This window comes from Silvania confinis (assembly GCF_025564085.1).
Taxonomy (GTDB): Bacteria; Pseudomonadota; Gammaproteobacteria; order Enterobacterales; family Enterobacteriaceae; genus Enterobacter; species Enterobacter confinis.
The window spans coordinates 96093-120206 of record NZ_JAMGZJ010000074.1; the positions used below are offsets into that span (position 1 = coordinate 96093).

General features: G+C 52.7%; 23 protein-coding genes. 12 read left to right on the forward strand and 11 right to left on the reverse strand.

The window, feature by feature from the left end:
- Positions 1 to 197 precede the first annotated feature (197 nt).
- The 6 genes from M8013_RS10350 to cyoA form a co-directional block, all read right to left on the reverse strand.
- Entirely contained in the window at positions 198 to 524 is a 327-nt protein-coding gene (locus M8013_RS10350; RefSeq protein WP_271267718.1) for a hypothetical protein, read from the reverse strand.
- 437 nt (positions 525 to 961) lie between these two features.
- Positions 962 to 1849 (reverse strand): heme o synthase, encoded by an 888-nt coding sequence (cyoE, locus tag M8013_RS10355; RefSeq protein WP_271267719.1) that lies wholly within the window; start codon positions 1847 to 1849, stop codon positions 962 to 964.
- Positions 1850 to 1860: 11 nt separating this feature from the next.
- Positions 1861 to 2187, reverse strand: coding sequence for a cytochrome o ubiquinol oxidase subunit IV (locus M8013_RS10360; RefSeq protein WP_271267720.1), 327 nt, complete (start codon positions 2185 to 2187; stop codon positions 1861 to 1863).
- Positions 2187 to 2804 (reverse strand): cytochrome o ubiquinol oxidase subunit III, encoded by a 618-nt coding sequence (locus M8013_RS10365; RefSeq protein WP_271267721.1) that lies wholly within the window; start codon positions 2802 to 2804, stop codon positions 2187 to 2189. Before M8013_RS10365 ends, M8013_RS10360 begins: the two co-directional genes overlap by 1 nt.
- Positions 2794 to 4785: a cytochrome o ubiquinol oxidase subunit I gene (gene cyoB, locus M8013_RS10370; protein ID WP_271267722.1), complete on the reverse strand. Its 1992-nt coding sequence runs from the start codon at positions 4783 to 4785 to the stop codon at positions 2794 to 2796. Before cyoB ends, M8013_RS10365 begins: the two co-directional genes overlap by 11 nt.
- Positions 4786 to 4801: 16 nt before the next feature.
- Positions 4802 to 5749, reverse strand: a complete 948-nt coding sequence (gene cyoA, locus M8013_RS10375) for a cytochrome o ubiquinol oxidase subunit II (RefSeq protein ID WP_271267723.1) — start codon at positions 5747 to 5749, stop codon at positions 4802 to 4804.
- 134 nt (positions 5750 to 5883) lie between these two features.
- Here cyoA and M8013_RS10380 point away from each other — a divergent pair, with 134 nt between their 5' ends.
- The gene (locus tag M8013_RS10380; protein WP_271267724.1) at positions 5884 to 6096 is read left to right on the forward strand and encodes a hypothetical protein; all 213 of its coding nucleotides are present in this window, start codon (positions 5884 to 5886) and stop codon (positions 6094 to 6096) included.
- Between the two features lie 127 nt (positions 6097 to 6223).
- Here M8013_RS10380 and ampG read toward each other — a convergent pair whose 3' ends face one another.
- Both ampG and M8013_RS10390 read right to left on the reverse strand, forming a co-directional pair.
- Entirely contained in the window at positions 6224 to 7699 is a 1476-nt protein-coding gene (ampG, locus tag M8013_RS10385) for a muropeptide MFS transporter AmpG (protein ID WP_271267725.1), read from the reverse strand.
- Positions 7700 to 7744: 45 nt separating this feature from the next.
- Positions 7745 to 8323: a lipoprotein gene (locus tag M8013_RS10390; protein ID WP_271267726.1), complete on the reverse strand. Its 579-nt coding sequence runs from the start codon at positions 8321 to 8323 to the stop codon at positions 7745 to 7747.
- Positions 8324 to 8628: 305 nt separating this feature from the next.
- Here M8013_RS10390 and bolA point away from each other — a divergent pair, with 305 nt between their 5' ends.
- The 9 genes from bolA to M8013_RS10435 all read left to right on the forward strand — a co-directional run bounded on the left by bolA (position 8629) and on the right by M8013_RS10435 (position 18990).
- The gene (bolA, locus tag M8013_RS10395; RefSeq protein ID WP_271267727.1) at positions 8629 to 8946 is read left to right on the forward strand and encodes a transcriptional regulator BolA; all 318 of its coding nucleotides are present in this window, start codon (positions 8629 to 8631) and stop codon (positions 8944 to 8946) included.
- A 328-nt stretch (positions 8947 to 9274) separates the two neighbouring features.
- Positions 9275 to 10573, forward strand: a complete 1299-nt coding sequence (gene tig / locus M8013_RS10400; RefSeq protein ID WP_271267728.1) for a trigger factor — start codon at positions 9275 to 9277, stop codon at positions 10571 to 10573.
- A 259-nt stretch (positions 10574 to 10832) separates the two neighbouring features.
- Positions 10833 to 11456: an ATP-dependent Clp endopeptidase proteolytic subunit ClpP gene (gene clpP, locus M8013_RS10405; RefSeq protein ID WP_271267729.1), complete on the forward strand. Its 624-nt coding sequence runs from the start codon at positions 10833 to 10835 to the stop codon at positions 11454 to 11456.
- Positions 11457 to 11583: 127 nt separating this feature from the next.
- On the forward strand, positions 11584 to 12858 hold the full coding sequence (gene clpX, locus M8013_RS10410) for an ATP-dependent protease ATP-binding subunit ClpX (protein WP_271267730.1): 1275 nt from the start codon (positions 11584 to 11586) through the stop codon (positions 12856 to 12858).
- A 185-nt stretch (positions 12859 to 13043) separates the two neighbouring features.
- The gene (gene lon / locus M8013_RS10415) at positions 13044 to 15398 is read left to right on the forward strand and encodes an endopeptidase La (protein WP_271267731.1); all 2355 of its coding nucleotides are present in this window, start codon (positions 13044 to 13046) and stop codon (positions 15396 to 15398) included.
- Between the two features lie 209 nt (positions 15399 to 15607).
- The gene (hupB, locus tag M8013_RS10420; RefSeq protein ID WP_002444653.1) at positions 15608 to 15880 is read left to right on the forward strand and encodes a nucleoid-associated protein HU-beta; all 273 of its coding nucleotides are present in this window, start codon (positions 15608 to 15610) and stop codon (positions 15878 to 15880) included.
- A 212-nt stretch (positions 15881 to 16092) separates the two neighbouring features.
- Positions 16093 to 17967, forward strand: a complete 1875-nt coding sequence (gene ppiD / locus M8013_RS10425; RefSeq protein ID WP_271267732.1) for a peptidylprolyl isomerase — start codon at positions 16093 to 16095, stop codon at positions 17965 to 17967.
- Between the two features lie 148 nt (positions 17968 to 18115).
- On the forward strand, positions 18116 to 18496 hold the full coding sequence (locus M8013_RS10430) for a helix-hairpin-helix domain-containing protein (protein ID WP_271267733.1): 381 nt from the start codon (positions 18116 to 18118) through the stop codon (positions 18494 to 18496).
- Between the two features lie 95 nt (positions 18497 to 18591).
- Complete coding sequence (locus M8013_RS10435; RefSeq protein ID WP_271267734.1) at positions 18592 to 18990, forward strand: YbgC/FadM family acyl-CoA thioesterase; 399 nt, start codon at positions 18592 to 18594, stop codon at positions 18988 to 18990.
- A gap of 52 nt (positions 18991 to 19042) precedes the next feature.
- Here the strand turns inward: M8013_RS10435 and queC are convergent, their stop codons facing one another.
- Both queC and M8013_RS10445 read right to left on the reverse strand, forming a co-directional pair.
- Entirely contained in the window at positions 19043 to 19738 is a 696-nt protein-coding gene (queC, locus tag M8013_RS10440; RefSeq protein WP_271267735.1) for a 7-cyano-7-deazaguanine synthase QueC, read from the reverse strand.
- A gap of 66 nt (positions 19739 to 19804) precedes the next feature.
- Positions 19805 to 21505: an SgrR family transcriptional regulator gene (locus tag M8013_RS10445; protein ID WP_271267736.1), complete on the reverse strand. Its 1701-nt coding sequence runs from the start codon at positions 21503 to 21505 to the stop codon at positions 19805 to 19807.
- 102 nt (positions 21506 to 21607) lie between these two features.
- Between M8013_RS10445 and cof the strand changes: the two genes are divergently transcribed.
- Positions 21608 to 22426, forward strand: coding sequence for an HMP-PP phosphatase (cof, locus tag M8013_RS10450; RefSeq protein ID WP_271267737.1), 819 nt, complete (start codon positions 21608 to 21610; stop codon positions 22424 to 22426).
- Between the two features lie 40 nt (positions 22427 to 22466).
- Here the strand turns inward: cof and M8013_RS10455 are convergent, their stop codons facing one another.
- On the reverse strand, positions 22467 to 23513 hold the full coding sequence (locus tag M8013_RS10455) for a PLP-dependent cysteine synthase family protein (RefSeq protein WP_271267738.1): 1047 nt from the start codon (positions 23511 to 23513) through the stop codon (positions 22467 to 22469).
- Positions 23514 to 23629: 116 nt separating this feature from the next.
- Between M8013_RS10455 and M8013_RS10460 the strand changes: the two genes are divergently transcribed.
- The gene (locus tag M8013_RS10460; protein WP_271267739.1) at positions 23630 to 24088 is read left to right on the forward strand and encodes an Lrp/AsnC family transcriptional regulator; all 459 of its coding nucleotides are present in this window, start codon (positions 23630 to 23632) and stop codon (positions 24086 to 24088) included.
- Positions 24089 to 24114: the final 26 nt, after the last annotated feature.

The window sequence follows — 24114 nt, forward strand, 5'->3', positions numbered from 1 at the left end:
ACGGGTATCTTATCGCTAATTTTTTCGTTAATGGCTCGTAGTTGTTGGAATGAGAATCAAGAAAAGAGTTGTTCTCTGTTCTCTAAGGATAATCGGAGCGGGGGATAGTATGACGTAGTGGAAAAATAACTCTGACAGAGAAAATCATTGATAGGGAAGAGGTCAGTCGAGAATGAATTCGACTGACCGGATATTAATTAATTATTGAGCGCGTAGGAGATTTGTCCCCAGTCGGTCGCTGCATTATAAACGAAGTTTGACCATACGCCAGAAGCGGAATAGTTAAATGAGTTGCAAAGGTTAGACAGAATACTCTGCAGGCTGTCAGGATTGTTGGAAGAAGAGTTAGTCGCAAGATCTAATGCTCCTTGTACTGCAGCCAGAGCTGCCACACCAGCAGTTTGAACGCCTGCTTTCACAAGACCCAGTGCGGACTGGACAGTAAAGCTTGCCAGTGCACAAGGAAGGTCAAAAAGGCCAGCACCTGAGACATATTCCATTTCGTTCAGTGTTAATTGTTTCATTATTTATTTCCATGTTTAATGAATTAGTGTCGATAAGCTATTGCGCTCATCTATTTCCATGTTATCAGTAGAATGCAAAAAATGAATAGTGAATATTATTAAGGTGATCTTGTTTAATAAATAATTAAAGGAAAATTGTCTGGCGGGCCGAAATTACTATACAGGATGCTATGTGGGCGTTAATTTAATAAATCGGTATTGTGCTATTTGCTATCTGAATTGAAGAGTTCATATTCCTTCATTTGTCTGACCATAAATCGCCGTTATTGATGAAATCATATTTTATTGAGGACAGCATATGAGGTTGGGTAATCAACGAGTTATAAAAAAACACTCCACAACCTTAGCGGCGTGGAGTGTCTTGAGAGTGCAGTTCATTTTAACAATGAAACTGGCAGTATGTGAGCCGGGCTCAACTGCCTGACATTACTGTGAACCTACCACACGTACGTCAGCAAATTACCTGAGTCAGGCACCATAAAATCGACGGACATCATCACTGAGAGGGAGGTGATAGCGACAATTGAGAACACAAACAGTTTGCGTGCCCACACTTTGTCATCTTCCACTTTATAGCCACGCAACGCCATACCGAGCCACCAGACGCTCACTGCGGCAGCCACCACCAGGTATTTGTACCCGGCGTAACCACCCAGAGAGAGCATCAATGTAGCAATCGCGAAGGCGATGATGTAGAGCGTGATATGGTTCTTGGCCACTGAGATGCCTTTCACCACCGGCAGAACCGGAATGTTCGCCGCCTGATAATCCTTAAAGCGGAAGATCGCAATGGCGTAGGAGTGCGGCATCTGCCACAGGCTAAAGATAGCCAGCAGAATCAGCGCACCGCTGTCGAACTCATTGGTGACGGCGCAGTAGCCAATCACCGGCGGCGCAGCGCCGGAGAGTGAACCAATCAGCGTGCCGTAGACGGAGTGACGCTTCATATACAGGCTGTAGACGCCCACATATACCACGAACCCCATCACCCCCAGCCAGCAGGCCAGAGGGTTGGCACCGAACCACAGCAGCATAAAGCCAGCAAAGCCTAGCAAGGTGGCGTACACCAGCGAGACGGCAGGGGACATCAGGCCTTTTACCAGCACCCGATTTTTGGTCCTTTCCATCTTCCTGTCGATATCCATGTCGATGTAGTTGTTAAATACACAACCGGACGCCACAACCAGTGACACCCCAATCAGCGTAGCAGCAAAGAGGGAATAGTCGATGCTGCCTTTGGAGGCCAGCAGGAACCCCCCGATCACCGAGATCAGGTTGCCAAAGATGATGCCTGGTTTTGTTACTTGCAGGTATTGCTTAAACATACTCGCCGCTCTTAGTGAACCATCATGTTGTAGTTGAGGTTCCACATAATCCAGATGGAGCCGACTACCAGGATTGCGATGATAATCACGGTAAAGATAAAGGCCGTCATATTCCAGCCTTCATCGGACTTGGTGTTCATGTGCAGGAAGCAAACCAGATGCACCAGAATCTGTACCACAGCAGAGATCAGGACTGTGCCCAGAATCACCGTGTGTGACGCCGTTCCGCTCATCACCATCCAGAACGGAATCACCGTCAGGATGATCGACAGGATAAAGCCTGTCATGTAGGTTTTTACGCTACCGTGGGAAGCGCCATGATCGTTAGTATGACTCATTACATCGCCCCCATCAGATAGACAACCGAGAACACGCAGATCCATACCACGTCCAGGAAGTGCCAGAACAAGCTCAGGCACATGATACGGGTACGGTTAGTGCTGGTCAGGCCGCGACGGTGTACCTGGAACATCAGTACCGCCATCCAGATAAGACCAGAGGTCACGTGCAGACCGTGGGTACCGACCAGCGCGAAGAACGCGGACAGGAAGCCACTACGATCCGGGCCCATGCCTTCAGCAATCAGATGATGGAATTCATAGATTTCCATCCCGATAAATCCGGCACCAAACAACCAGGTCAACGCCAGCCAAGAGACAACCTGGCTCTTGTTGTTTTTGTACATGGCGATCGCCGCCATGCCATAGGTGATGGAGCTGAATAACAGCAGGGCGGTTTCTACCAGCACGAACGGCAGCTCAAAAATGTCCTTGCCGGTCGGGCCGCCCGCTGTGCCGTTCACCAGAACGGCATAGGTCGCGAACAGACAGCAGAACAGAATGCAGTCGCTCATCAGGTAGATCCAGAAACCGAAGACTTTCATCGGCCCTGTATCGTGGTGCGCATGTGCGTCATGCGCATGCGCGGTTGGGTGCGCTAGAGTATCAGTTGCCATTTTTCAGCCCCGCTTTAGAAATCTCATCGAAATGCTGGTTTTCCAGTTTTTCGACTTCACGGACTGGTACGTAGTAGTCCACGTCCTCGTCAAAGCTCTTCACAATCCAGCTGATGATCACGCCAGCGAAGCTAGCGATCGCAAGCCACCAGATGTGCCAGATCATTGCGAAGCCAAATACCGTAGCGAAGGCAGCAATAACGATGCCTGCACCGCTGTTTTTCGGCATGTGGATCTCTTCGTAATGCTCAGGTTGCTTATACGCTTCGCCTTTCTCTTTCATTTCCCAGAATGCGTCACGCTCATGAATGTGCGGCACAATGGCAAAGTTATAGAATGGAGGCGGGGAAGAGGTTGCCCACTCCAGCGTACGGCCACCCCACGGGTCACCGGTCAGGTCGCGGTTCTGCTCACGGTCACGAATAGAGACGTAGAACTGAATCAGCTGGCACGCAATACCGCAAGCAATCAGCACCGCACCGCCTGCTGCAACAACCAGCATTGGGTGGAACTGCGGATCAATCTGCTGGCTCAGGCGACGGGTCATACCCATAAAGCCCAGCACGTACAGCGGCATAAAGGCCACGAAGAAACCGACGATCCACAGCCAGAATGCGCGTTTGCCCCAGGTTTCGTTCAGCGTGTAACCGAATGCTTTTGGCCACCAGTAAGTTACGCCAGCGAAGCAGCCGAAGACGACGCCGCCGATGATAACGTTATGGAAGTGCGCAATCAGGAACAGGCTGTTGTGTAGCACAAAGTCTGCGCCCGGTACCGCCAGCAGTACGCCCGTCATCCCGCCCACAGAGAAGGTGACGATGAAGCCGATGGTCCACAGCATCGCTGAGTGGAACACAATACGGCCCTGGTACATGGTGAACAGCCAGTTGAAGATCTTCACCCCGGTTGGGATGGCGATAATCATGGTAGTAATACCGAAGAAGGCGTTTACGTTTGCGCCGGCACCCATCGTAAAGAAGTGGTGCAGCCAAACGACGAACGACAGTACGGTAATACACACGGTTGCCCACACCAGCGAGGTGTAACCAAACAGGCGCTTACGCGAGAAGGTCGCTGCGATTTCGGAGAACACACCGAAGACCGGCAGAACCAGGATGTACACTTCAGGGTGACCCCATGCCCAAATCAGGTTGATGTACATCATCATGTTGCCGCCCATATCATTGGTGAAGAAATGGGTGCCCAGATAGCGATCCAGGGTCAGCAGCGCGACGGTGACAGTTAGAATTGGGAATGACGCGATAATCAGGATGTTGGCGCACAGAGATGCCCAGGTAAATACCGGCATCTTGAACATGGTCATGCCAGGGGCACGCATCTTGATAATGGTCACGAAGAAGTTGATACCGGTCAGGGTTGTACCGATACCGGAGAGCTGAATCGCCCAAATCCAGTAGTCGACGCCAACGCCAGGACTGTACTCAATTCCCGAAAGCGGTGGGTAAGCCAGCCAGCCAGTCTGAGCAAATTCACCTACGCCCAGAGACAGGTTAACCAGGATCACACCGACAACCGTGAACCAGAAGCTCAGGTTGTTCAGGAACGGGTACGCAACGTCGCGTGCGCCGATTTGCAGCGGCACAACCACGTTCATCAGACCGATAACCAACGGCATCGCCACGAAGAAGATCATAATCACGCCGTGCGCGGTAAAGATCTGATCGTAGTGGTGCGGTGGCAAGAAGCCCGCTTCGCCAGCAGAGGCAAGGGCCTGCTGGCTACGCATCATGATTGCATCGGCAAAGCCACGAATTAACATGACGATACCGACGATGCAGTACATGATACCGAGTTTTTTGTGGTCAACCGAGGTCAGCCACTCATTCCACAGGTAGCTCCACTTACCGAAGTAAGTGATTAAGCCGACTAAGGCTGCGCCACCAATGATAATTGCAGCAAGCGTGACCACGATAATTGGTTCATGGTACGGCACCGCATCCAGTGTCAATTTTCCGAACATTTTCTTCCTCGGCCCCTTAGTGAGAGGTTTCCGCGTGGCTCATGTCCATGCCTTCCATTCCTTCATGTGAGCTGTGCTCACCTTCAGGCTGGGTCATTTTCATGCTCTTCCCGTGGTCCATAAATTTGCCAATCACATCTTTGAACAAATCTGGTTTCACGTCAGAGAAGTACTCCACCTTGTTGTATTCGCTAGGCGTTGCCACTTTATCGAACGCGGCCATGTCAGACATGGTGTTCGTAGACTGTTTCGCTTTAGCAACCCACTGGTCGAAAGCGGCACGGTCAGGTGTGGCAATGGCTTTGAACTTCATACCTGAGAAGCCTGGGCCACTGTAGCTGGCGGAGATACCATCAAAGGTGCCTGCTTCATTCGCGATCAGGTGCAGGTTAGTCTGCATACCGGCCATCGCGTAAATCTGGCTACCCAGACGCGGGATAAAGAAGGAGTTCATCACGGAGTTAGACGTTACTTTGAACTGAACCGGAACGTTTGCCGGGAAGGCAATTTCATTCACGGTAGCAATGCCCTGTTCCGGGTAGATGAAGAACCATTTCCAGTCCATGGAGACGACTTCGATCGTGATCGGTTTCTCATCGTGAACCAGCGGCTTAGCAGGTTCGAGCGCGTGAGTGGTTTTCCATGTCAGTACGGCAAGGAACAGGATGATCAGAATCGGCACTGTCCAGACCACAGCTTCCACTTTATTGGAGTGTGACCAGTTAGGGCTGTACTTCGCATCTTTATTACTCGCACGGTACTTCCAGGCAAAACCAACAGCCATCAAGATGGCAGGAATAACCACAATCATCATCAGGCCAAATGCCGTCAGTATGAGCGAGCGTTGCTCCAGTCCAATCTGTCCTTTAGGGTCAAGAAGCGCAGAATCACAGCCACTGAGTAAAACAGTGCCTGCAAATAACGACAACCATCCCAAACTTTTATTGTATTTCCTAAGTGTCATTTAACGACCTCAATTCCACGGGGACCTGGTGGCGTTTAAAGTGTGGGGGCATTTTACGGGAAGGTTACATTACTGTAAACATCATTAGACCTGTGTCAGTGGCGTGTTACTGGGTTCTGCCGGATAAGTCACACATGTTGCAAAATATGACCGTTATTCCAGTGCAAGCGCCGCCGGAAGGGCGTTATAACGAAACCGGCTCCACAGGAGAGGTAGAGCGGGCAATTGGTATAACCATTGCTCAAAACAAACAAATAATTAACAATTCATTATCAATAAACGGACAAATGAAAAACGTAAAATTAAACTTTCATTTGCTGAATCGGTTAATGAAAAATAGCGATTAAAAGGGGTTCCAATAATTTCCGGAATTTTTAGTCGCACAAATCAACAAATATTATTTTTGTCATCAGTAGTTTATTGGTCGTTATAATTTCGCAGGGTTATTAAAACGGCAAATAACGATTTTCTGCATTATGCTGCCTGGATTTTGCGCAGTGCCAGATAATCGAGCAATGCACCTGTCAGGATGCCCGTAAGGGCAAATAGCGCACCGATATCCAGCAGCAGCACCGTATACGGCAATGCCAGCGAGGTGGTGGCATTGACGATTAACGCAACCAGCCACAGCGCTAGCGCAACGCATCCAATCAGTAATAGCGTTAACGCAAAGCGATAGACGGACGGATACAACGTCCTGGGCATAAATTGTTCGGTTCGCTGAGTATATTCCAGCGTCTGACGGCAGATTAATAACAGCACCAGCCCAGGCACCGCGGCAAAGACGGAGAACAAATAAAACGTAGGCCAGCCGTGTGCTTCAACGAACCACCCTGCGATCGGCCCCACATACACTCGACCCACCGCGGACAGCGCAGAAAGCAGGGCGAACTGGGTCGCGGAGAAAGACTTGTTGCATAAGGTCATCAGTAGCGCGACAAATGCTGCTGTTCCCATCCCGCCGCACAGGTTTTCGAAGAACACCGCCGCCGCCATGCTGAACATCTGCTTATCCGTGATGGCCAGAAGCCAGTAACCGGCGTTTGAGATACCCTGCAAAATGCCGAAGATCAGCAGCGCGCGAAACAGGCTTAAGCGCTGCATCAGCACCCCGCCATAGAGCGCACCGACGATGGTGGCTATCAGCCCCAGCGATTTATTGACCACTCCCACTTCTCCGGCATCAAAACCGACGCCGCGAATCAAAAAGGTGGTGGTCAGGCTCATCGCAAATGCGTCGCCGAGCTTGTACAGCACAATCAGCAACAGAATGAGCCAGGCGTTGTTACGGCCAAAGAAATCGCGCAGCGGTTCGGCGACCGCCTGTTCAAGCGAGCGGGGAACCGGTATAACGTCGCTCGGTTCCGGTGCCAGTAGCGTGGCGATCATGCACGGGATCAGCAGCACTGCCATCAGCCAGTACATTCCCTGCCAGCCAAGATATCGGTCCGCCAGCCAAAGCGCCAGCCCACCAGAAACCAGCATCCCCAGACGGTAGCCCAGCACGCTGATTGCCGCGCCCGTACCACGCTCTTCGGCGGAGAGAACGTCGGTTTTCCAGGCGTCGAAAACGATATCCTGCGAGGCAGAGCAGAAGGCGATGACCACTGCCAGCGCGGCCATCCAGCGCAGCTGCGATGTGGGTTCCAGGAACCCCATCGCAGCGACCGACAGCAGCAGTAGCCCTTGAGTTATCAGCAACCAGCCACGACGCCTGCCCAGGAAAGGCGGGGTGTAGCGGTCCATCATCGGCGACCATAAAAACTTAAACACGTAGGCCTGACCGACCAGCGAGAAAAAGCCGATAGTCTTGAGATCGATATTCTCAACGGTCATCCAGGCCTGTAACGTGCCGGACGTCAGTGCGAGCGGTAAACCGGAGGCGAAACCCAGTATCAGCAGGATCGCTGATTTAGGCTGCTGGAAAATACGTAAGTATTGACTGGACATGGGCAGCTAAACTGACCCGACGGGGTGTCGGGTCAGCAGGCAGAATTAACGTGCGTTCTGCTTGATGAATTCGTGAATGCTGGTGTCCTGCGCCATATCGGCGATGGTATCGGTCAGCACGCTGTTCACGGCATCAGCGATGTTTTTATTGGTCGCCTGGAAAGCGCCTTCAACGGAGTAGCTTGCACGGTAGTTCTTGTTCATCTTGTTGCCATTCTTCGCGGTAGCGATGATAGCGATGTCGGCTTTGGTCGCAATGTTGTAGCGCACGTTGCCCTGAGAGACGTCGGCGTACAGGTTGTTCACGATGATCTGCAGATCAACGGCACCACTTGGGCCAACCATATAGCCGCGGGAGGTCATTTGCTTCTCGAGCACTTCCTGCAGCAGGAAGCGCAGATCGCGGGAGGCGGTCAGCGTCACCAGCTGGTTTTCACGGGTGACTTTCGCCAGCGCCTGGTCTTTGCGCTGATCTGCGCCGTTGATGCTAACGGTCACGCCCATCAGGCTCGGATCCTGTTGTGGCAGGGAAATTTTCGGGGAGACGTCAATGGTGGTTGGAGGAGTTGCACAGCCAGCCAACATAAAAAGGGTGACCAGCGGTAAAAGGAGTTTTTTTAACATGTTCGGGCTCTCAACGGATCGTAGGCATAATATAAAGAAAAATTGCCGCCATCATAACATCGCCAACGGCAAGGGGAAGTAGTCAACGCATGTAAATTCATCGCCTTGTCTGAAAACTGACCACCTGATGCGCTTTCATCTTGTACAGGCGACAAAACGGCTTCCACCCTATAGGACTTCATCCCTTTGAATGAGAAAATCAGACGAAAGCTAATTTTTTGTTGTCATCTTGTTATGCAAGCGGTAAAAGCGGCTAATATTTAAAGGGATGAGTGACATCTCAGCGTTGTCGGAGGAGTAATTTCATGATGATACGTGAGCAGATTGAAGATAAGTTAAGGGCGGCGTTTGAACCTGTGTTTCTTGAAGTCGTCGACGAAAGCTATCGTCATAACGTACCGGCAGGGTCTGAAAGCCACTTCAAAGTTGTGCTGGTCAGCGATCGCTTCGCCGGAGAGCGGTTCCTCAATCGTCACCGTATGATTTACAGTACGCTGACGGAAGAGCTCTCCACTACCGTACACGCGCTGGCGCTGCACACCTATACCATCAAGGAATGGAAAGGGTTGCAGGATACCATCTTCGCGTCGCCACCGTGCCGGGGAGCCGGCACTATCGCGTAATAAATCCTGTTTGCAACAGCAGGAGCTTTTCCAGTATGTTGCATCAAGATGACGTTAAAACGGCCTGCGGGCCGTTTTGTTTTGTCCGGGTTTTGAGGCGGTGGCGCGATTTTAAGGCCAAAAATAGCCTTAAATTGTGAAAAAAGCCGCAGCAACATGGGGCAACCGTTCTCGACTCACCTAAGTGATGCCGCTATAATGCCGCGTCTTAATGAATGCTTCGGGATGATTCTGGCGACAGGGAATGTGAATCTGCTAAGAGAGCATCCCGGTATTGCGAGGCAAATTCAGAGTTGACCGAGCACTGTGATTTTTTTGAGGTAACAAGATGCAAGTTTCAGTTGAAACCACTCAAGGCCTTGGCCGCCGTGTAACGATTACTATCGCTGCTGACAGCATCGAAAACGCTGTAAAAAGCGAGCTGGTCAACGTAGCGAAAAAAGTCCGTATTGACGGCTTCCGCAAGGGCAAAGTACCAATGAATGTTGTTGCTCAGCGTTATGGCGCATCTGTTCGCCAGGACGTGCTGGGTGACCTGATGAGCCGCAACTTCGTTGATGCGATCATCAAAGAAAAAATCAACCCAGCCGGTAACCCGACTTATGTTCCAGGCGAATACAAGCAGGGCGAAGACTTCACCTACGCGGTAGAGTTCGAAGTTTACCCAGAAGTTGAGCTGAAAGGTCTGGACGCGATCGAAGTTGAAAAACCGGTCGTTGAAGTCACCGAAGCTGACGTTGACGGTATGCTGGACACCCTGCGTAAGCAGCAGGCGACCTGGAAAGACAAAGACGGCGCTGCGGATGCAGAAGACCGCGTTACCATCGACTTCAACGGTTCTGTAGACGGTGAAGAGTTCGAAGGCGGCAAAGCGTCTGACTTCGTACTGGCGATGGGCCAGGGTCGTATGATCCCAGGCTTCGAAGAAGGTATCAAAGGCCACAGCGCTGGCGAAGAGTTCACTATCGACGTGACCTTCCCGGAAGAATACCACGCTGAAAACCTGAAAGGTAAAGCGGCGAAATTCGCTATTACCCTGAAGAAAGTGGAAGACCGCGAGCTGCCAGAACTGACTGCAGATTTCATCAAACGTTTCGGCGTTGAAGATGGTTCTGTTGAAGGTCTGCGTGCAGAAGTGCGTAAAAACATGGAACGTGAGCTGAAAGGCGCAGTGCGTAACCGCGTTAAGTCTCAGGCGATCGAAGGTCTGGTTCAGGCTAACGAAATCGACATCCCGTCTGCACTCATCGACAACGAAATCGACGTTCTGCGTCGCCAGGCTGCACAGCGTTTCGGTGGCAATGAGAAACAGGCTCTGGAACTGCCACGTGAGCTGTTCGAAGAGCAGGCTAAACGCCGCGTTGTTGTCGGTCTGCTGCTGGGCGAAGTGATTCGTACCCACGAGCTGAAAGCTGACGAAACCCGTGTTAAAGGTCTGATCGAAGAGATGGCCTCTGCCTATGAAGATCCGTCAGAAGTTGTTGAGTTCTATGGCAGCAACAAAGAACTGATGGAAAACATGCGCAACGTCGCACTGGAAGAGCAGGCTGTTGAAGCTGTTCTGGCGAAAGCGAAAGTGTCTGAAAAAGCCACTTCTTTCAACGAACTGATGAACCAGCAGGCGTAACTCTGCCAGGCTTGTTTAAAGTTTGAACAAAAACCCGTTGCCTCTCGGCGGCGGGTTTTTTTTATCACAGTAATAAACCAGGAAGAGTGCTAAAACGCCTTTTCAGTGTTAGCGTTACAACAAAAGATTGTTATGCTTGAAATAGGGCTGAGCCGCCCCCATTAGTGGGTAAGCAGTATTAAAGAGACTGGCTGATAATCCGTCCACAAGGTTACAATCAGTACAGCAGGTATTTTCATTTTTTATCCAGGAGACGGAAATGTCATACAGAGGCGAACGAGATAACTTTGCACCCCATATGGCGCTCGTGCCAATGGTTATTGAACAGACCTCTCGCGGTGAACGTTCATTTGATATCTATTCCCGTCTGCTTAAAGAGCGCGTTATCTTTATGACTGGCCAGGTAGAAGACCACATGGCAAACCTGATCGTCGCGCAGATGCTGTTTCTGGAAGCGGAAAACCCGGAAAAAGATATTTACCTGTACATTAACTCCCCTGGTGGCGTAATCACCGCCGGGATGTCTATTTACGACACCATGCAGTTTATCAAGCCTGATGTGAGCACCATTTGTATGGGCCAGGCGGCCTCCATGGGCGCATTCCTGCTGACGGCAGGGGCGAAAGGCAAGCGTTTCTGCCTGCCAAACTCGCGCGTGATGATTCACCAGCCGCTGGGTGGTTACCAGGGCCAGGCGACAGATATTGAAATTCATGCCCGTGAAATCCTGAAAGTAAAAGGGCGCATGAATGAACTTATGGCTCACCACACGGGTCAATCACTTGAGCAGATCGAGCGTGATACCGAGCGCGATCGCTTCCTGTCCGCACCAGAGGCAGTTGAGTACGGCTTAGTCGACTCCATTTTGACCCACCGTAAATGATGCCCACGACGCGAGTGTGCCGCTATACTAAGGTAGGGCAGCACGTTGCTTACCAGCAGCTTGCGTCTCAGAATGGCATTTGCGTCGTCATGTGCGGCACAAAGAACTTAAAAAGAGGTTTTGACTCATGACAGATAAACGCAAAGATGGTTCGGGCAAACTGTTGTATTGCTCTTTTTGCGGCAAAAGCCAGCATGAAGTGCGCAAACTGATTGCCGGGCCGTCCGTGTATATCTGCGACGAATGTGTCGACTTATGTAACGACATCATCCGCGAAGAGATTAAAGAAGTTGCACCGCACCGTGAGCGCAGCGCGTTGCCAACCCCGCATGAGATCCGTCATCACCTTGACGACTATGTCATCGGTCAGGAGCAGGCGAAAAAAGTGCTGGCCGTGGCGGTGTATAACCACTACAAACGTCTGCGTAACGGGGATAGCAGCAACGGCGTTGAGCTGGGCAAAAGTAACATCTTGCTGATCGGCCCAACCGGTTCCGGTAAAACCCTGTTGGCAGAGACGCTGGCGCGTCTGCTGGATGTTCCGTTCACTATGGCGGATGCAACCACCCTGACCGAAGCCGGTTATGTGGGGGAAGATGTTGAAAACATCATCCAGAAGCTGCTGCAGAAATGTGATTACGACGTACAGAAAGCGCAACGCGGCATCGTGTATATCGATGAGATCGACAAAATCTCGCGTAAATCCGATAACCCGTCCATCACCCGCGATGTGTCCGGTGAAGGTGTGCAGCAGGCGCTGTTGAAGTTGATCGAAGGCACTGTTGCTGCAGTTCCACCGCAGGGAGGCCGTAAGCATCCTCAGCAGGAGTTCCTGCAGGTTGATACGTCTAAAATCCTGTTTATCTGTGGTGGGGCGTTTGCAGGGCTGGATAAAGTCATTGCGAACCGCGTTGAAACCGGTTCGGGTATTGGCTTTGGTGCCACGGTAAAAGCGAAATCTGAAAAAGCGAAAGAGGGCGAACTGCTGACCCAGGTTGAACCGGAAGATATGATCAAGTTTGGTCTGATCCCTGAGTTCATCGGCCGTCTGCCAGTTGTTGCCACGCTGAGCGAGCTGAGCGAAGAAGCGCTCATTCAGATCCTGAAAGAGCCGAAAAACGCGCTGACCAAGCAGTACCAGGCGTTGTTCAATCTGGAAGGCGTTGAGCTGGAGTTCCGTGATGAAGCGTTGAACGCGATCGCCAAAAAAGCGATGATGCGTAAAACCGGCGCCCGTGGCCTGCGTTCTATCGTTGAAGCCGCTTTACTCGATACCATGTACGATCTTCCTTCAATGGAAGAAGTCGAAAAAGTGGTGATTGATGAATCCGTTATCGCTGGGCAAAGCAAGCCGCTGCTGATTTACGGTACCCCAGAAGCCCAGCAGGCATCTGGCGAATAATTCACCAACTCATACAAGCAGTTAATCAAAAAGGGGGGATTTTATCCCCCCTTTTTCTTTTTCCGTAAACATGGCGTTGAATGTATGGGAATCATCCCCATATACTGGATTACATGTTAATGGTTGCATGAAGCACAGTCGCGCAACCTGATTACCTGGCGGACACTAAACTAAGAGAGAGCTCTATGAATCCTGAGCGTTCTGAACGCATTGAAATCCCCGTATTGCCGCTGCGCGATGTGGTGGTTTATCCGCACATGGTCATACCCTTATTCGTAGGGCGGGAAAAATCTATCCGTTGCCTTGAAGCCGCCATGGATCATGATAAAAAAATCATGCTGGTTGCGCAGAAAGAAGCATCAACGGATGAGCCGGGTGTAAACGATCTTTTCACCGTCGGGACCGTGGCCTCTATTTTACAAATGCTGAAGCTGCCTGATGGCACCGTGAAGGTGCTGGTCGAGGGGCTGCAGCGTGCGCGTATTACCACGCTGTCTGATGATGGCGAACATTTCGCGGCTAAAGCGGAATACCTGGAATCGCCGCAGCTTGATGAGCGTGAGCAAGAAGTGCTTGTTCGCACTGCCATTAGCCAGTTTGAAGGCTATATCAAGCTGAACAAGAAAATCCCACCGGAAGTGCTGACGTCGCTGAATAGCATTGACGATCCTGCACGTCTGGCGGACACCATCGCTGCGCACATGCCGCTCAAGCTGGCAGATAAACAGTCCGTGCTGGAGATGTCCGACGTTAACGAACGTCTGGAATATCTGATGGCGATGATGGAGTCGGAAATCGATCTGCTGCAGGTTGAGAAACGCATTCGCAACCGCGTGAAGAAGCAGATGGAGAAATCCCAGCGCGAGTACTATCTGAATGAGCAGATGAAGGCTATTCAGAAAGAGCTCGGCGAGATGGACGATGCGCCGGACGAAAATGAAGCGCTGAAGCGTAAGATCGACGCGGCAAAAATGCCGAAAGAGGCAAAAGAGAAAGCTGAAGCAGAATTGCAGAAGCTGAAAATGATGTCTCCGATGTCGGCAGAAGCAACCGTCGTACGCGGCTACATTGAGTGGATGGTGCAGGTTCCCTGGAATGCCCGTAGCAAGGTCAAAAAAGATCTGCGTCAGGCACAAGAGATCCTCGATACCGACCACTACGGTCTGGAACGTGTGAAAGATCGCATCCTTGAGTATCTTGCGGTTCAGAGCCGTGTGAATAAACTCAAAGGCCCGATCCTGTGCCTGGTTGGGCCGCCGGGGGTGGGTAAAACCTCTCTGGGGCAGTCCATTGCTAAAGCCACCGGACGTAAGTACATCCGTATGGCGCTGGGCGGCGTACGTGACGAAGCAGAAATCCGCGGTCACCGTCGTACTTACATCGGCTCGATGCCGGGTAAACTGATCCAGAAAATGGCGAAAGTCGGCGTTAAAAACCCGCTGTTCCTGCTGGATGAGATCGACAAAATGTCGTCCGACATGCGCGGCGACCCGGCGTCTGCTCTGCTGGAAGTGCTTGACCCAGAACAGAACGTGGCGTTCAGCGATCACTATCTGGAAGTGGACTACGATCTCAGCGACGTAATGTTCGTGGCGACCTCTAACTCCATGAATATTCCCGCTCCGCTGCTGGATCGTATGGAAGTGATCCGTCTTTCTGGCTACACCGAAGACGAAAAGCTGAACATCGCCAAGCGCCACCTGCTGTCTAAGCAGATCGAGCGCAATGCGCTGAAAGAGAGCGAAATTACGGTAGAGGATAGTGCGATTATCAGCATTATTCGTTACTACACCCGTGAAGCGGGCGTGCGTAGCCTGGAGCGCGAAATCTCCAAGCTGTGCCGTAAAGCCGTTAAGAAGCTGCTGTTGGATAAGACCCTGAAGCACGTTGAAATTAACGGCGACAACCTGCACGAATATCTCGGTGTTCAGCGTTATGACTACGGTCGCGCGGAAAACGAAAACCGCGTCGGTCAGGTGACCGGTCTGGCATGGACGGAAGTGGGCGGCGATCTGCTGACCATTGAAACGGCCTGCGTACCGGGTAAGGGCAAGCTCACGTATACCGGTTCTCTGGGTGAAGTGATGCAGGAGTCCATCCAGGCTGCACTGACCGTCGTGCGTGCGCGTGCGGAAAAACTGGGTATTAATGCGGACTTCTACGAGAAACGCGATATCCACGTTCACGTGCCGGAAGGGGCAACGCCGAAAGACGGCCCAAGCGCCGGTATCGCAATGTGTACCGCGCTGGTGTCCTGCCTGACCGGTAACCCGGTTCGCGCCGATGTGGCGATGACCGGCGAAATCACCCTGCGCGGCCTGGTGCTGCCAATTGGTGGTTTGAAAGAAAAACTGCTCGCGGCTCACCGCGGTGGGATTAAAACTGTCCTCATTCCGCATGAAAACAAGCGCGATCTGGAAGAGATCCCGGACAACGTGATTGCCGATCTGGATATTCATCCGGTGAAGCGCATTGAGGAAGTTCTGGCGCTTGCGCTGCAGAACGAACCATCCGGAATGCAGGTTGTAACCGCAAAATAGTGACCTCGCGCAAAGAGCGTCAATAAAAACAAGGCTGGTGGGCTAATTCGGGCTTGCCAGCCTTTTTTTGTATAGCTAATTTAGATCACTGATTGGGCCAGCCTTAACAACGGGTGTTGTAAGGTCATGGCAGGCCTGATATAACTGCTGCGCGGTCGCGTTGTGAAGGATTCAGGCGCGATATAAATTATAAAGAGAGGAAGAGAAGAGTGAACAAATCTCAACTGATTGACAAAATTGCTGCGGGTGCTGATATCTCCAAAGCTGCGGCTGGACGTGCGTTAGATGCTTTAATTGCTTCTGTTACCGAATCTCTGCAGGCTGGGGACGACGTAGCGCTGGTTGGTTTTGGTACTTTTGCTGTTAAAGAGCGTGCTGCCCGTACTGGCCGCAACCCTCAAACCGGCAAAGAGATCACCATCGCTGCTGCTAAAGTTCCGGGCTTCCGCGCGGGCAAAGCGCTGAAAGACGCAGTAAACTGATCGCATTCTTGCTTCAGGGAAGTTAAAAAGTCTCAGGGCGCATCATTTGATGTGCCTTTTTTGTTTGTCCAGGGCCTATTTATACGAGTTTGTGCATGTTCTGGGCTGACAATTGCCCCGGTTTCTTGTCACAATACGCCTTTATGCGCAGCGGTCGGGATTTGCCGTTAGCGTGAGGTCACCTGTCACCTACAGCGGAGTGTGGTCACACCATGATGGACAGCTTACGCACGGCTGCTAACAGTCTCGTGCTCAAGATTATTTTCGGTATCATTATCCTGTCGTTCATTTTGACCGGCGTGAGTGGTTACCTGATTGGCGGTAGTGCAAACTACGCCGCCCAAGTTAATGGCCAGGAAATCAGCCGTGGGCAGTTCGAGAATGCATTTGCCGGTGAACGTAACCGCATGCAGCAACAACTGGGCGAACAGTTCTCTGAACTGGCGGCAAATGAAGGCTACATGAAAACGCTGCGTCAGCAGACGCTGAATCGTCTTATCGACGAAGCGCTGATGGATCAGTATGCCAAAGACCTTGGTCTGGGGATCAGCGATGACCAGGTGAAGAGCGTAATTTTCTCCACCGCCGCTTTCCAGACGGACGGTAAATTCGACAACAATCGTTACAACGCCATCGTCAGCCAGATGGGCATGACGGCCGATCAATATGCTCAGGCGCTGCGTAACCAGCTGACGACTCAGCAGCTGATCAACGCCGTTGTGGGTACCGATTTCATGCTCAAGGGCGAGACTGACGAACTGGCGGCGCTGGTTTCTCAGCAGCGCGTTGTGCGTGAAGCCACTTTCGACGTCAACGTGCTGGCTGCTAAACAGCAGGCGAGCGACGAAGAAGTGAACAGCTACTACGAGCAGAACAAAAGCAACTTTATGGCGCCTGAGCAGTTCCGCGTGAGCTACATTAAGCTCGATGCGGCAGCGATGCAGAGCGACGTATCGGATGCGGATATCCAGTCTTACTACGATCAGCATCAGGATCAGTTCACTCAGCCTCAGCGTAACCGTTTCAGCGTGATTCAGACTAAAACCGAGGCTGACGCGAAAGCTGCCCTTGACGAGCTGAACAAAGGCGCTGATTTCGCAACGGTCGCCAAAGAGAAATCCACCGATATTATCTCTGCCAAAAACGGCGGTGATATGGGCTGGCTGGAAGACGCTACCACGCCTGAAGAGTTGAAAAACGCCGGTCTGAAAGAGAAAGGTCAGCTTTCAGGGGTGATTAAATCTTCTGTAGGCTTCCTGGTCGCACGTCTTGACGACGTACAACCGGCGAAAACCAAGCCGCTGACTGAAGTACGTGATGATATCGCGGCGAAAGTTAAGCAGGAGAAAGCGCTGGATGCCTACTATGCACTGCAGCAGAAGGTGAGCGATGCAGCCAGCAATGACAACGAATCGTTGGCAGGCGCTGAGCAGGTTGCAGGCGTGAAAGCCGTCGAGACAGGCTGGTTCGGTCAGGACAGCCTGCCGGAAGAGCTGAATTTCAAACCGGTTTCCGATGCTATCTTCAACGGCAGCCTGGTAGGCGAAAACGGCACTCCGGGTAGCAACTCTGACATCATCACTGTCGATGGCGATCGTGCCTTTGTGCTGCGTGTGAGCGAGCATAAGCCGGAAGCGATCAAGCCACTGGATGCGGTGAAAGATCAGATTGTGGCGCTGGTGAAGCACAACAAAGCGGTACAGCAGGCGAAGCTAGATGCTGATAAGCTGCTGGCCGAGCTGAAAGCCGGTAAAGGCGATGAAGCGCTTAAAGCGGCAGGCCTGAGCTTCGGTACGCCGAAAACGCTGAGCCGTACCGGTCAGGATCCGATAAGCCAGGCAGCCTTCGCGCTGAGTCAGCCGGCAAAAGACAAGCCGAGCTTCGGTATTGCCAACGATATGCAGGGCAATGTGGTGGTTCTGGCGCTGGATGAAGTAAAAGCGGGCACTATGCCGGAAGAGCAGAAGAGCGCGATGGTGAAGGGAATTACGCAAAATAATGCCCAAATCGCCTTCGAAGCACTGATGAGCAACCTGCGTAAAGAAGCCAAAATCAAGCTGGGCGATATCATCACTCAGCAGCAGTAATTACGTCACTGCTCGCAGATTTTCGCAACGCACTGCAATACCTAAAGGCCGCTTTCGCGGCCTTTTCCATTTCTGCAATCTGCTGTTTGTCCTCTGAATGCGGCCCGATTATTGTGATCTGGCTGTCAACAAACAAGGAGCAAACAGCATGAAACATGGAATCAAGATCCTTTTAATGGCGCTGGCCTTCGTTACCATCGGGATAAGCCACAGTACGCTGGCGGCTACCCAGGCGGGTAAAGCGCAGACCTCGCAAAGTAAGGTCGATGCCCCAACGCCCGCGCCGCCGGAGGCGAAAGCCCCTGTAAGCGGCAAAAGTGCCGAGGCGGCAGGCGAGCGGGTAAGCATTAATGCCGCGTCGGCAGAGGATCTGGCGAGGGTGATGAACGGCGTAGGTCTGAAGAAAGCGCAGGCGATAGTCAGTTATCGTGAAGAGTATGGCCCCTTCAAAACGCTTGATGATTTGACCCAGGTGCCCGGTATTGGCGGGTCGCTAGTGGAGCGGAATCTTGCGCATCTGATGTTGTAATAACTTGCACAGTGGCAAAAATTTGCCAGGATAAAGAGGTCATACCAGTTTTGGCCTCTGAATCTTATAAATAACAACCTGAAGGTTATTGTGCTATGCAGACCCAAATCAAAGTTCGCGGCTTTCATCTTGACGTATATCAACATGTTAACAATGCACGCTATCTCGAGTTTCTTGAAGAAGCGCGCTGGGATGGGCTGGAAAATAGCGACAGTTTTCAATGGATGACGGCGCAGCGCATCGCATTTGTTGTCGCGAACATCAACATTAACTATCGTCGTCCTGCGGTTCTCAGTGATGTACTGACCGTGACCAGCCAACTACAGCAGCTAAACGGCAAAAGCGGCGTACTGAGTCAGATAATTACGCTGGAGCCGGAAGGGCAGGTGGTTGCGGACGCGTTGATTACCTTCGTGTGTATCGATCTACGCACCCAGAAAGCGCTGCCGCTGGAAGGGGAGTTACGTGAAAAGCTGGAGCAGTTAATTAAATAACTCGCCCAGCGGATGCCGGGCGACGCGGTTATCACCCGGCAACATGTGGTTTTTATTTGAGTCCGGTTTTCTTTTTCAGGGATAACATCACCGCCGGTTTATCGGCCAGATAATGATTCAGACCATTGGCCCGCAGGTTACAGGCTGCGCACTGACCGCAGCCATCACCCTGGATCCCGTTATAGCAGGTCAGCGTTTCGCTCCGCACCAGATCCAGCTTGCCCCAGTAGTCCGCCAGCGCCCAGGTTTCGGCCTTGTCGAGCCACATCAGCGGCGTTTCAAAGCGGATATCTTTTGCCATGCCGAGGTTCACCGCGTGGTTGAGGGCTTTAACAAACTCATCCCGGCAGTCCGGGTAGCCGGAAAAATCGGTTTCGCATACGCCGGTGATCACTGCTTCGGCTTTGACCTGATACGCATAGATGGCGGTCAGCGTCAGGAAGAGGATATTACGTCCCGGCACGAAGGTATTGGGAATACCGTCTGCATTTGGCTCATAGTCAGGCACCGGGATGCTGTCGCGCGTCAGGCTGCTTACTGCGAGTTCGTTTAACAGAGTGACATCCAGAACCTTGTGCGCCCGTGCGCCGAGTTGAACCGCCAGTTTCTGTGCAACCCTGATCTCTTCGCTATGGCGCTGGCCATAGTCAAAGGTCACACAATGGACTTCATCATACTGATGTAAAGCCTGAACCAGGCAGGTGGTGGAATCTTGTCCTCCACTGAACACGACAACGGCACGTTTCATTATTCTTCCCAACTTTGACGATTAAAGACGCATGGTAACGTCTGCCCGTGACGGCGACCAGCTTCTTCACGCTTTCGGGGCCGGTAGCCAGGCTTCAGTAAAGTCAAACCAGCCGCGTGGGTTGAGTCGGATACCGTTCACGCCTGGTGGCGCGCTGATTTGATACTGATAGTTAAACAGCGGCGTCAGCACCGCGCTTTCCATCAATCGGGCGAAAACCGCTTTTAACCCCTGATGGCGTTCTTCGGCATCGGACCGGGACTGAACGGCATCGAGGGTTGCCATCAGGTGGGTAAACTGCGGCGCGCTAAGCAGATGCGGCCACAGTGCATCGCAGCGTAACCACTGTTCGAGGGTATATTCCGGCGCTTCGCCAATTAACCGGTCACCCATCATGATATCGGCATCAGCAAGCGACGCGCAGCCATCCCAGGTTTTGGCATCATGGAAAATCACCGTCAGCTGACACCCTTCCTGCGCCAGGTAGCGCTTAAGCTGTTCGGCCATGGTATGTAATTCCACCGGCAGGTGATACACCAGGGTCAGCGTCTCGGGCAGCGAAATGCGCTGCGCCTGCGGCCACTGGGGGATGGTCCACCCTGGCAGCAGTTCTTGCGTGGGCGTGATCAGATCCTCATCCAGTGGCAGCGTATGCAGCAGGGATGAATGATGAATGATCTCCACCAGTCTGCGGGCCTGCATTTCGCTTAGCCGCCCGCTCTGTTTCAGCGTGAGATAACAAAAACCCAGGCTGATGCTGTTACTGACCAGCCGTAAGCTGGCGAGCTCTTCCGGCTCGCCAATGGCGATTTGCACCGGATGACGGCAGCTGGTGCCTAAATCCTGGTCAAAAAGCTGGGGGGTGATCCAGAATTCGATCGCTTTCAGCAGCGGGTGCCCCAGATGGTACTGCTCGTGGCTTTCGAGCCGCACCAGGTCCGGTTCGAACAGGGTCAGCCGAAACGGCCCACTGCCCGTCAGCGGCTGTTGCGGATGCGCCAGGTGGCTGCAATAGCTCGCCAGGCGGTGTGCCAGCCAGTAATCCGGCTGATGCAGCACAAATGTCAGGCACTGAGGATGCGTCAGTTCAATCTGTTTTACGCTGTTAAACAGTCTGCGCAGCGCGGGCAGGGTTAGCAGCAACATTAGCTGCTTCTGCAGTTGGGCCGTCTCAATCTTGTCCCCCGTATGCCAGTGCAGCGTAGAGCGGATGTAGAAATGCCAGCGTAATCCATCGGCGGAGACCTCCCAGTGATGGGCCAGATCGCCGGTGGGTTCGCTACGGGTGTCGTTGAAGCGCGTCAGTCCGGAAAAAATCTGCCCCACCAGATGCTGTTCGGCACGTCCCGGCAAAAAGCCAGGATGCAGCGGGTCGAGCGGACGATAGTAGGGAATACGCAACGTAGGGGTATTGTTCTGCCACTGTCCTCCCAGAAAAGGATGCAGCAGCGCACGCAGCGTCTGGGGCGCCAACTGGGCCAGCTCCAGCGCGTTGTGCTGATGACCGCTTTTTAACGCCTCTTCCATCATCGCATTGCGTAACGAATCGGGCGTCACGTTAAAGCGCAGGTCGCCGCGCTTTCCGCGCCCGGACTGCGCCTGCCAGTTTAACCAGCCCGCATCCTGCGCCTGACGTAAAATCGTACGCACGTGCCGTTCGCTGCAAAAGCAGCGGCTGGCCAGCTCCGCCACGCTCACCTGCTGCGGTGCACCGGCGGAAGGCTGCCACAGCCTTTGGTACTGATTCAATCGATTAAGCAGGCGCATATAAAAACCCGGAACAATAATGTTTAACTATTCAGTATTACTTCCGTATATATCACGCAATACTGATGCACAAGTTAAACCCATTACATTTTCGGGAGCACTATGGCGCGGCTGGCTGCATTTGATATGGACGGCACCTTGTTAATGCCGGACCACCGTTTAGGCGACAAGACCTTGAGTGCGCTTAAGCGGCTGCATGAGCGCGACATTACGCTCACTTTTGCCACCGGACGACATGTGCTGGAAATGCGCCATTTGATGGGCACGTTATCGCTGGAGGCGTTCTTAATCACTGGCAACGGAACGCGCATTCACTCGCTGGAAGGGGACGTATTGTATCGCCAGGATCTCGCGCCAGATGTTGCCGAACAGGTATTACATACCACCTGGGATACCGAGGCCAGCATCCACGTCTTTAACGACACCGGCTGGCTGACCGGCCAGGACATTCCGGCTCTGCTCGAGGCGCATGTTTACAGCGGGTTCCAATACCAGCTAACCGATCTACGTCGGATCCCGGCTCACGCGGTAACCAAAATCTGTTTTTGTAGCGATCATGACGATCTGTGCCGACTGCGCATTCAGCTTAACGAGGCGCTGGGCAACCGCGCGCACCTGACCTTCTCGGCTGTCGATTGCCTGGAAGTGCTGCCGGTAGGATGCAACAAAGGTTCTGCGCTGGCGGTGCTGAGCGACCACCTGGGCTACAGCATGCAGGAGTGCATGGCGTTCGGTGATGCCATGAATGACCGCGAGATGCTGGGCAGCGTCGGTCGCGGCTTGATTATGGGCAATGCGATGCCGCAGCTGATGGCTGAGCTCTCGCATCTGCCGGTTATCGGACACTGCCGTAATGAAGCGGTGTCCCATTTTCTGACTCATTGGCTGGACACACCCGATCTTCCTTATTCCCCCGAATAGTGAGGCTCTTCCAGCAAGCCAGACGAAAGTCTGGCTTTTTTTATTTTACCAGCCGGGCAATTTCTGCCGACCAGGGCGCCACGTCGCCAATAGTGGATTTCACCCACTCGGCGTTGTAATAGGTGTCGAGGTAGCGCTCGCCGCTGTCGCAGAGCAGGGTGACAATCGAGCCTGTTTGCCCGGCCTCGCGCATCCGCGCAGCAAGCTGTAAAGCCCCCCACATGTTAGTCCCGGTTGAAGCGCCCACTTTGCGACCTAGCTGGGTTTCCAGCCAGTGGGCGGTGGCGACGCTGGCGGCATCTGGCACCCGCAGCATTTCGTCGACCACATCGGGAATAAACGACGGCTCGACGCGCGGGCGGCCAATCCCTTCGATTTTGCTGCCCACCGGGCTGCGCAGGTCCGGATTGCGTTGCTGCCAGTAGTCGAGGAAGACTGAGTTTTCCGGATCGACCACCATCAGGCGGGTATCGTAGCCCTGGCAGCGGATATAGCGGCCAATGGTCGCAGATGTCCCACCCGTTCCGGCACTCATTACAATATGCGTCGGTTCGGGGTGCGGCTCGTTTTGCATCTGGCGGAAGATACTGTCGGCAATATTGTTATTGCCACGCCAGTCGGTAGCCCGTTCGGCGAAGGTGAACTGGTCCATATAGTGGCCGTTCAGCTCGCGGGCCAGCATCTCTGAGGCGGCATAGATTCCGCAGGCGCTCTCTACAAAGTGGCAGCGCCCGCCGTAGAATTCAATCTGTTCAATTTTGCGTTTTGCGGTACAGGACGGCATCACGGCGATAAACGGCAGGCCGAGCAGGCGGGCAAAGTAGGCTTCGGACACCGCGGTAGAGCCGGATGACGATTCAATGATGGTGGTGCCTTCATTGATCCAGCCGTTACATAAGCCATACAGGAACAGAGAGCGCGCCAGGCGGTGCTTTAGGCTGCCAGTAGGGTGGGTACTTTCGTCTTTCAGATACAGCTGAATGCCAGCAAAGCCGGGCAGAGTCAGGCGAATAAGGTGCGTGTCGGCCGAGCGCTGATAATCGGCGTTAATTTCACTGATGGCGTGTTTAACCCAGGTACTCTTCATTCCAGTCTTCCGTTTGTCATTTTGTGCCCAGCATAGCGAAAAACACAGAAAAAATTGTTGCTATCTGACCTTTAAAATACAATATCAGGAGAAAAATTTTCTCTGTGGGGGTGGGTATGCTAGATAAAATTGACCGTAAGCTGCTGTCCTTGTTGCAAAGAGACTGCACCCTCTCTTTGCAGGCGCTGGCGGATGCCGTTAATCTGACCACCACGCCCTGCTGGAAACGTCTTAAACGCCTCGAAGATGAAGGCATTCTGCTGGCGCGCGTGGCTCTGCTGGATCCCGAAAAACTGGGGCTTGGATTGACCGCGTTTGTTCTGATAAAAACGCAACATCACAGCAGCGACTGGTATTGCAGGTTCGTTACCGTGGTATCGGATATGCCGGAGGTGCTGGGCTTCTGGCGAATGGCGGGCGAATACGACTACCTGATGCGGGTTCAGGTGGCGGACATGAAACGCTATGATGACTTCTACAAACGGCTGGTGAACAGCGTGCCAGGTCTGTCGAATGTCACCTCCAGCTTCGCGATGGAACAGATAAAATACACCACCGCATTACCCATTGAATAACGTCCCGGCCTTGCCGGAATACGACC

What these genes read in the sequence shown, in the direction of transcription:
- lon (WP_271267731.1), top strand. Translation starts at nt 13,044, where the DNA reads ATGAATCCTGAGCGTTCTGAACGCATTGAAATCCCCGTATTGCCGCTG.
- cyoE (WP_271267719.1), bottom strand. Translation starts at nt 1,849, where the DNA reads ATGTTTAAGCAATACCTGCAAGTAACAAAACCAGGCATCATCTTTGGC.
- M8013_RS10360 (WP_271267720.1), bottom strand. Translation starts at nt 2,187, where the DNA reads ATGAGTCATACTAACGATCATGGCGCTTCCCACGGTAGCGTAAAAACC.
- M8013_RS10430 (WP_271267733.1), top strand. Translation starts at nt 18,116, where the DNA reads ATGAAACATGGAATCAAGATCCTTTTAATGGCGCTGGCCTTCGTTACC.
- ampG (WP_271267725.1), bottom strand. Translation starts at nt 7,699, where the DNA reads ATGTCCAGTCAATACTTACGTATTTTCCAGCAGCCTAAATCAGCGATC.
- M8013_RS10350 (WP_271267718.1), bottom strand. Translation starts at nt 524, where the DNA reads ATGAAACAATTAACACTGAACGAAATGGAATATGTCTCAGGTGCTGGC.
- tig (WP_271267728.1), top strand. Translation starts at nt 9,275, where the DNA reads ATGCAAGTTTCAGTTGAAACCACTCAAGGCCTTGGCCGCCGTGTAACG.
- cyoA (WP_271267723.1), bottom strand. Translation starts at nt 5,749, where the DNA reads ATGACACTTAGGAAATACAATAAAAGTTTGGGATGGTTGTCGTTATTT.
- clpP (WP_271267729.1), top strand. Translation starts at nt 10,833, where the DNA reads ATGTCATACAGAGGCGAACGAGATAACTTTGCACCCCATATGGCGCTC.
- cyoB (WP_271267722.1), bottom strand. Translation starts at nt 4,785, where the DNA reads ATGTTCGGAAAATTGACACTGGATGCGGTGCCGTACCATGAACCAATT.
- clpX (WP_271267730.1), top strand. Translation starts at nt 11,584, where the DNA reads ATGACAGATAAACGCAAAGATGGTTCGGGCAAACTGTTGTATTGCTCT.
- queC (WP_271267735.1), bottom strand. Translation starts at nt 19,738, where the DNA reads ATGAAACGTGCCGTTGTCGTGTTCAGTGGAGGACAAGATTCCACCACC.
- M8013_RS10380 (WP_271267724.1), top strand. Translation starts at nt 5,884, where the DNA reads ATGTTGCAAAATATGACCGTTATTCCAGTGCAAGCGCCGCCGGAAGGG.
- cof (WP_271267737.1), top strand. Translation starts at nt 21,608, where the DNA reads ATGGCGCGGCTGGCTGCATTTGATATGGACGGCACCTTGTTAATGCCG.
- M8013_RS10390 (WP_271267726.1), bottom strand. Translation starts at nt 8,323, where the DNA reads ATGTTAAAAAAACTCCTTTTACCGCTGGTCACCCTTTTTATGTTGGCT.
- ppiD (WP_271267732.1), top strand. Translation starts at nt 16,093, where the DNA reads ATGATGGACAGCTTACGCACGGCTGCTAACAGTCTCGTGCTCAAGATT.
- bolA (WP_271267727.1), top strand. Translation starts at nt 8,629, where the DNA reads ATGATGATACGTGAGCAGATTGAAGATAAGTTAAGGGCGGCGTTTGAA.
- M8013_RS10455 (WP_271267738.1), bottom strand. Translation starts at nt 23,513, where the DNA reads ATGAAGAGTACCTGGGTTAAACACGCCATCAGTGAAATTAACGCCGAT.
- M8013_RS10460 (WP_271267739.1), top strand. Translation starts at nt 23,630, where the DNA reads ATGCTAGATAAAATTGACCGTAAGCTGCTGTCCTTGTTGCAAAGAGAC.
- M8013_RS10445 (WP_271267736.1), bottom strand. Translation starts at nt 21,505, where the DNA reads ATGCGCCTGCTTAATCGATTGAATCAGTACCAAAGGCTGTGGCAGCCT.
- M8013_RS10365 (WP_271267721.1), bottom strand. Translation starts at nt 2,804, where the DNA reads ATGGCAACTGATACTCTAGCGCACCCAACCGCGCATGCGCATGACGCA.
- M8013_RS10435 (WP_271267734.1), top strand. Translation starts at nt 18,592, where the DNA reads ATGCAGACCCAAATCAAAGTTCGCGGCTTTCATCTTGACGTATATCAA.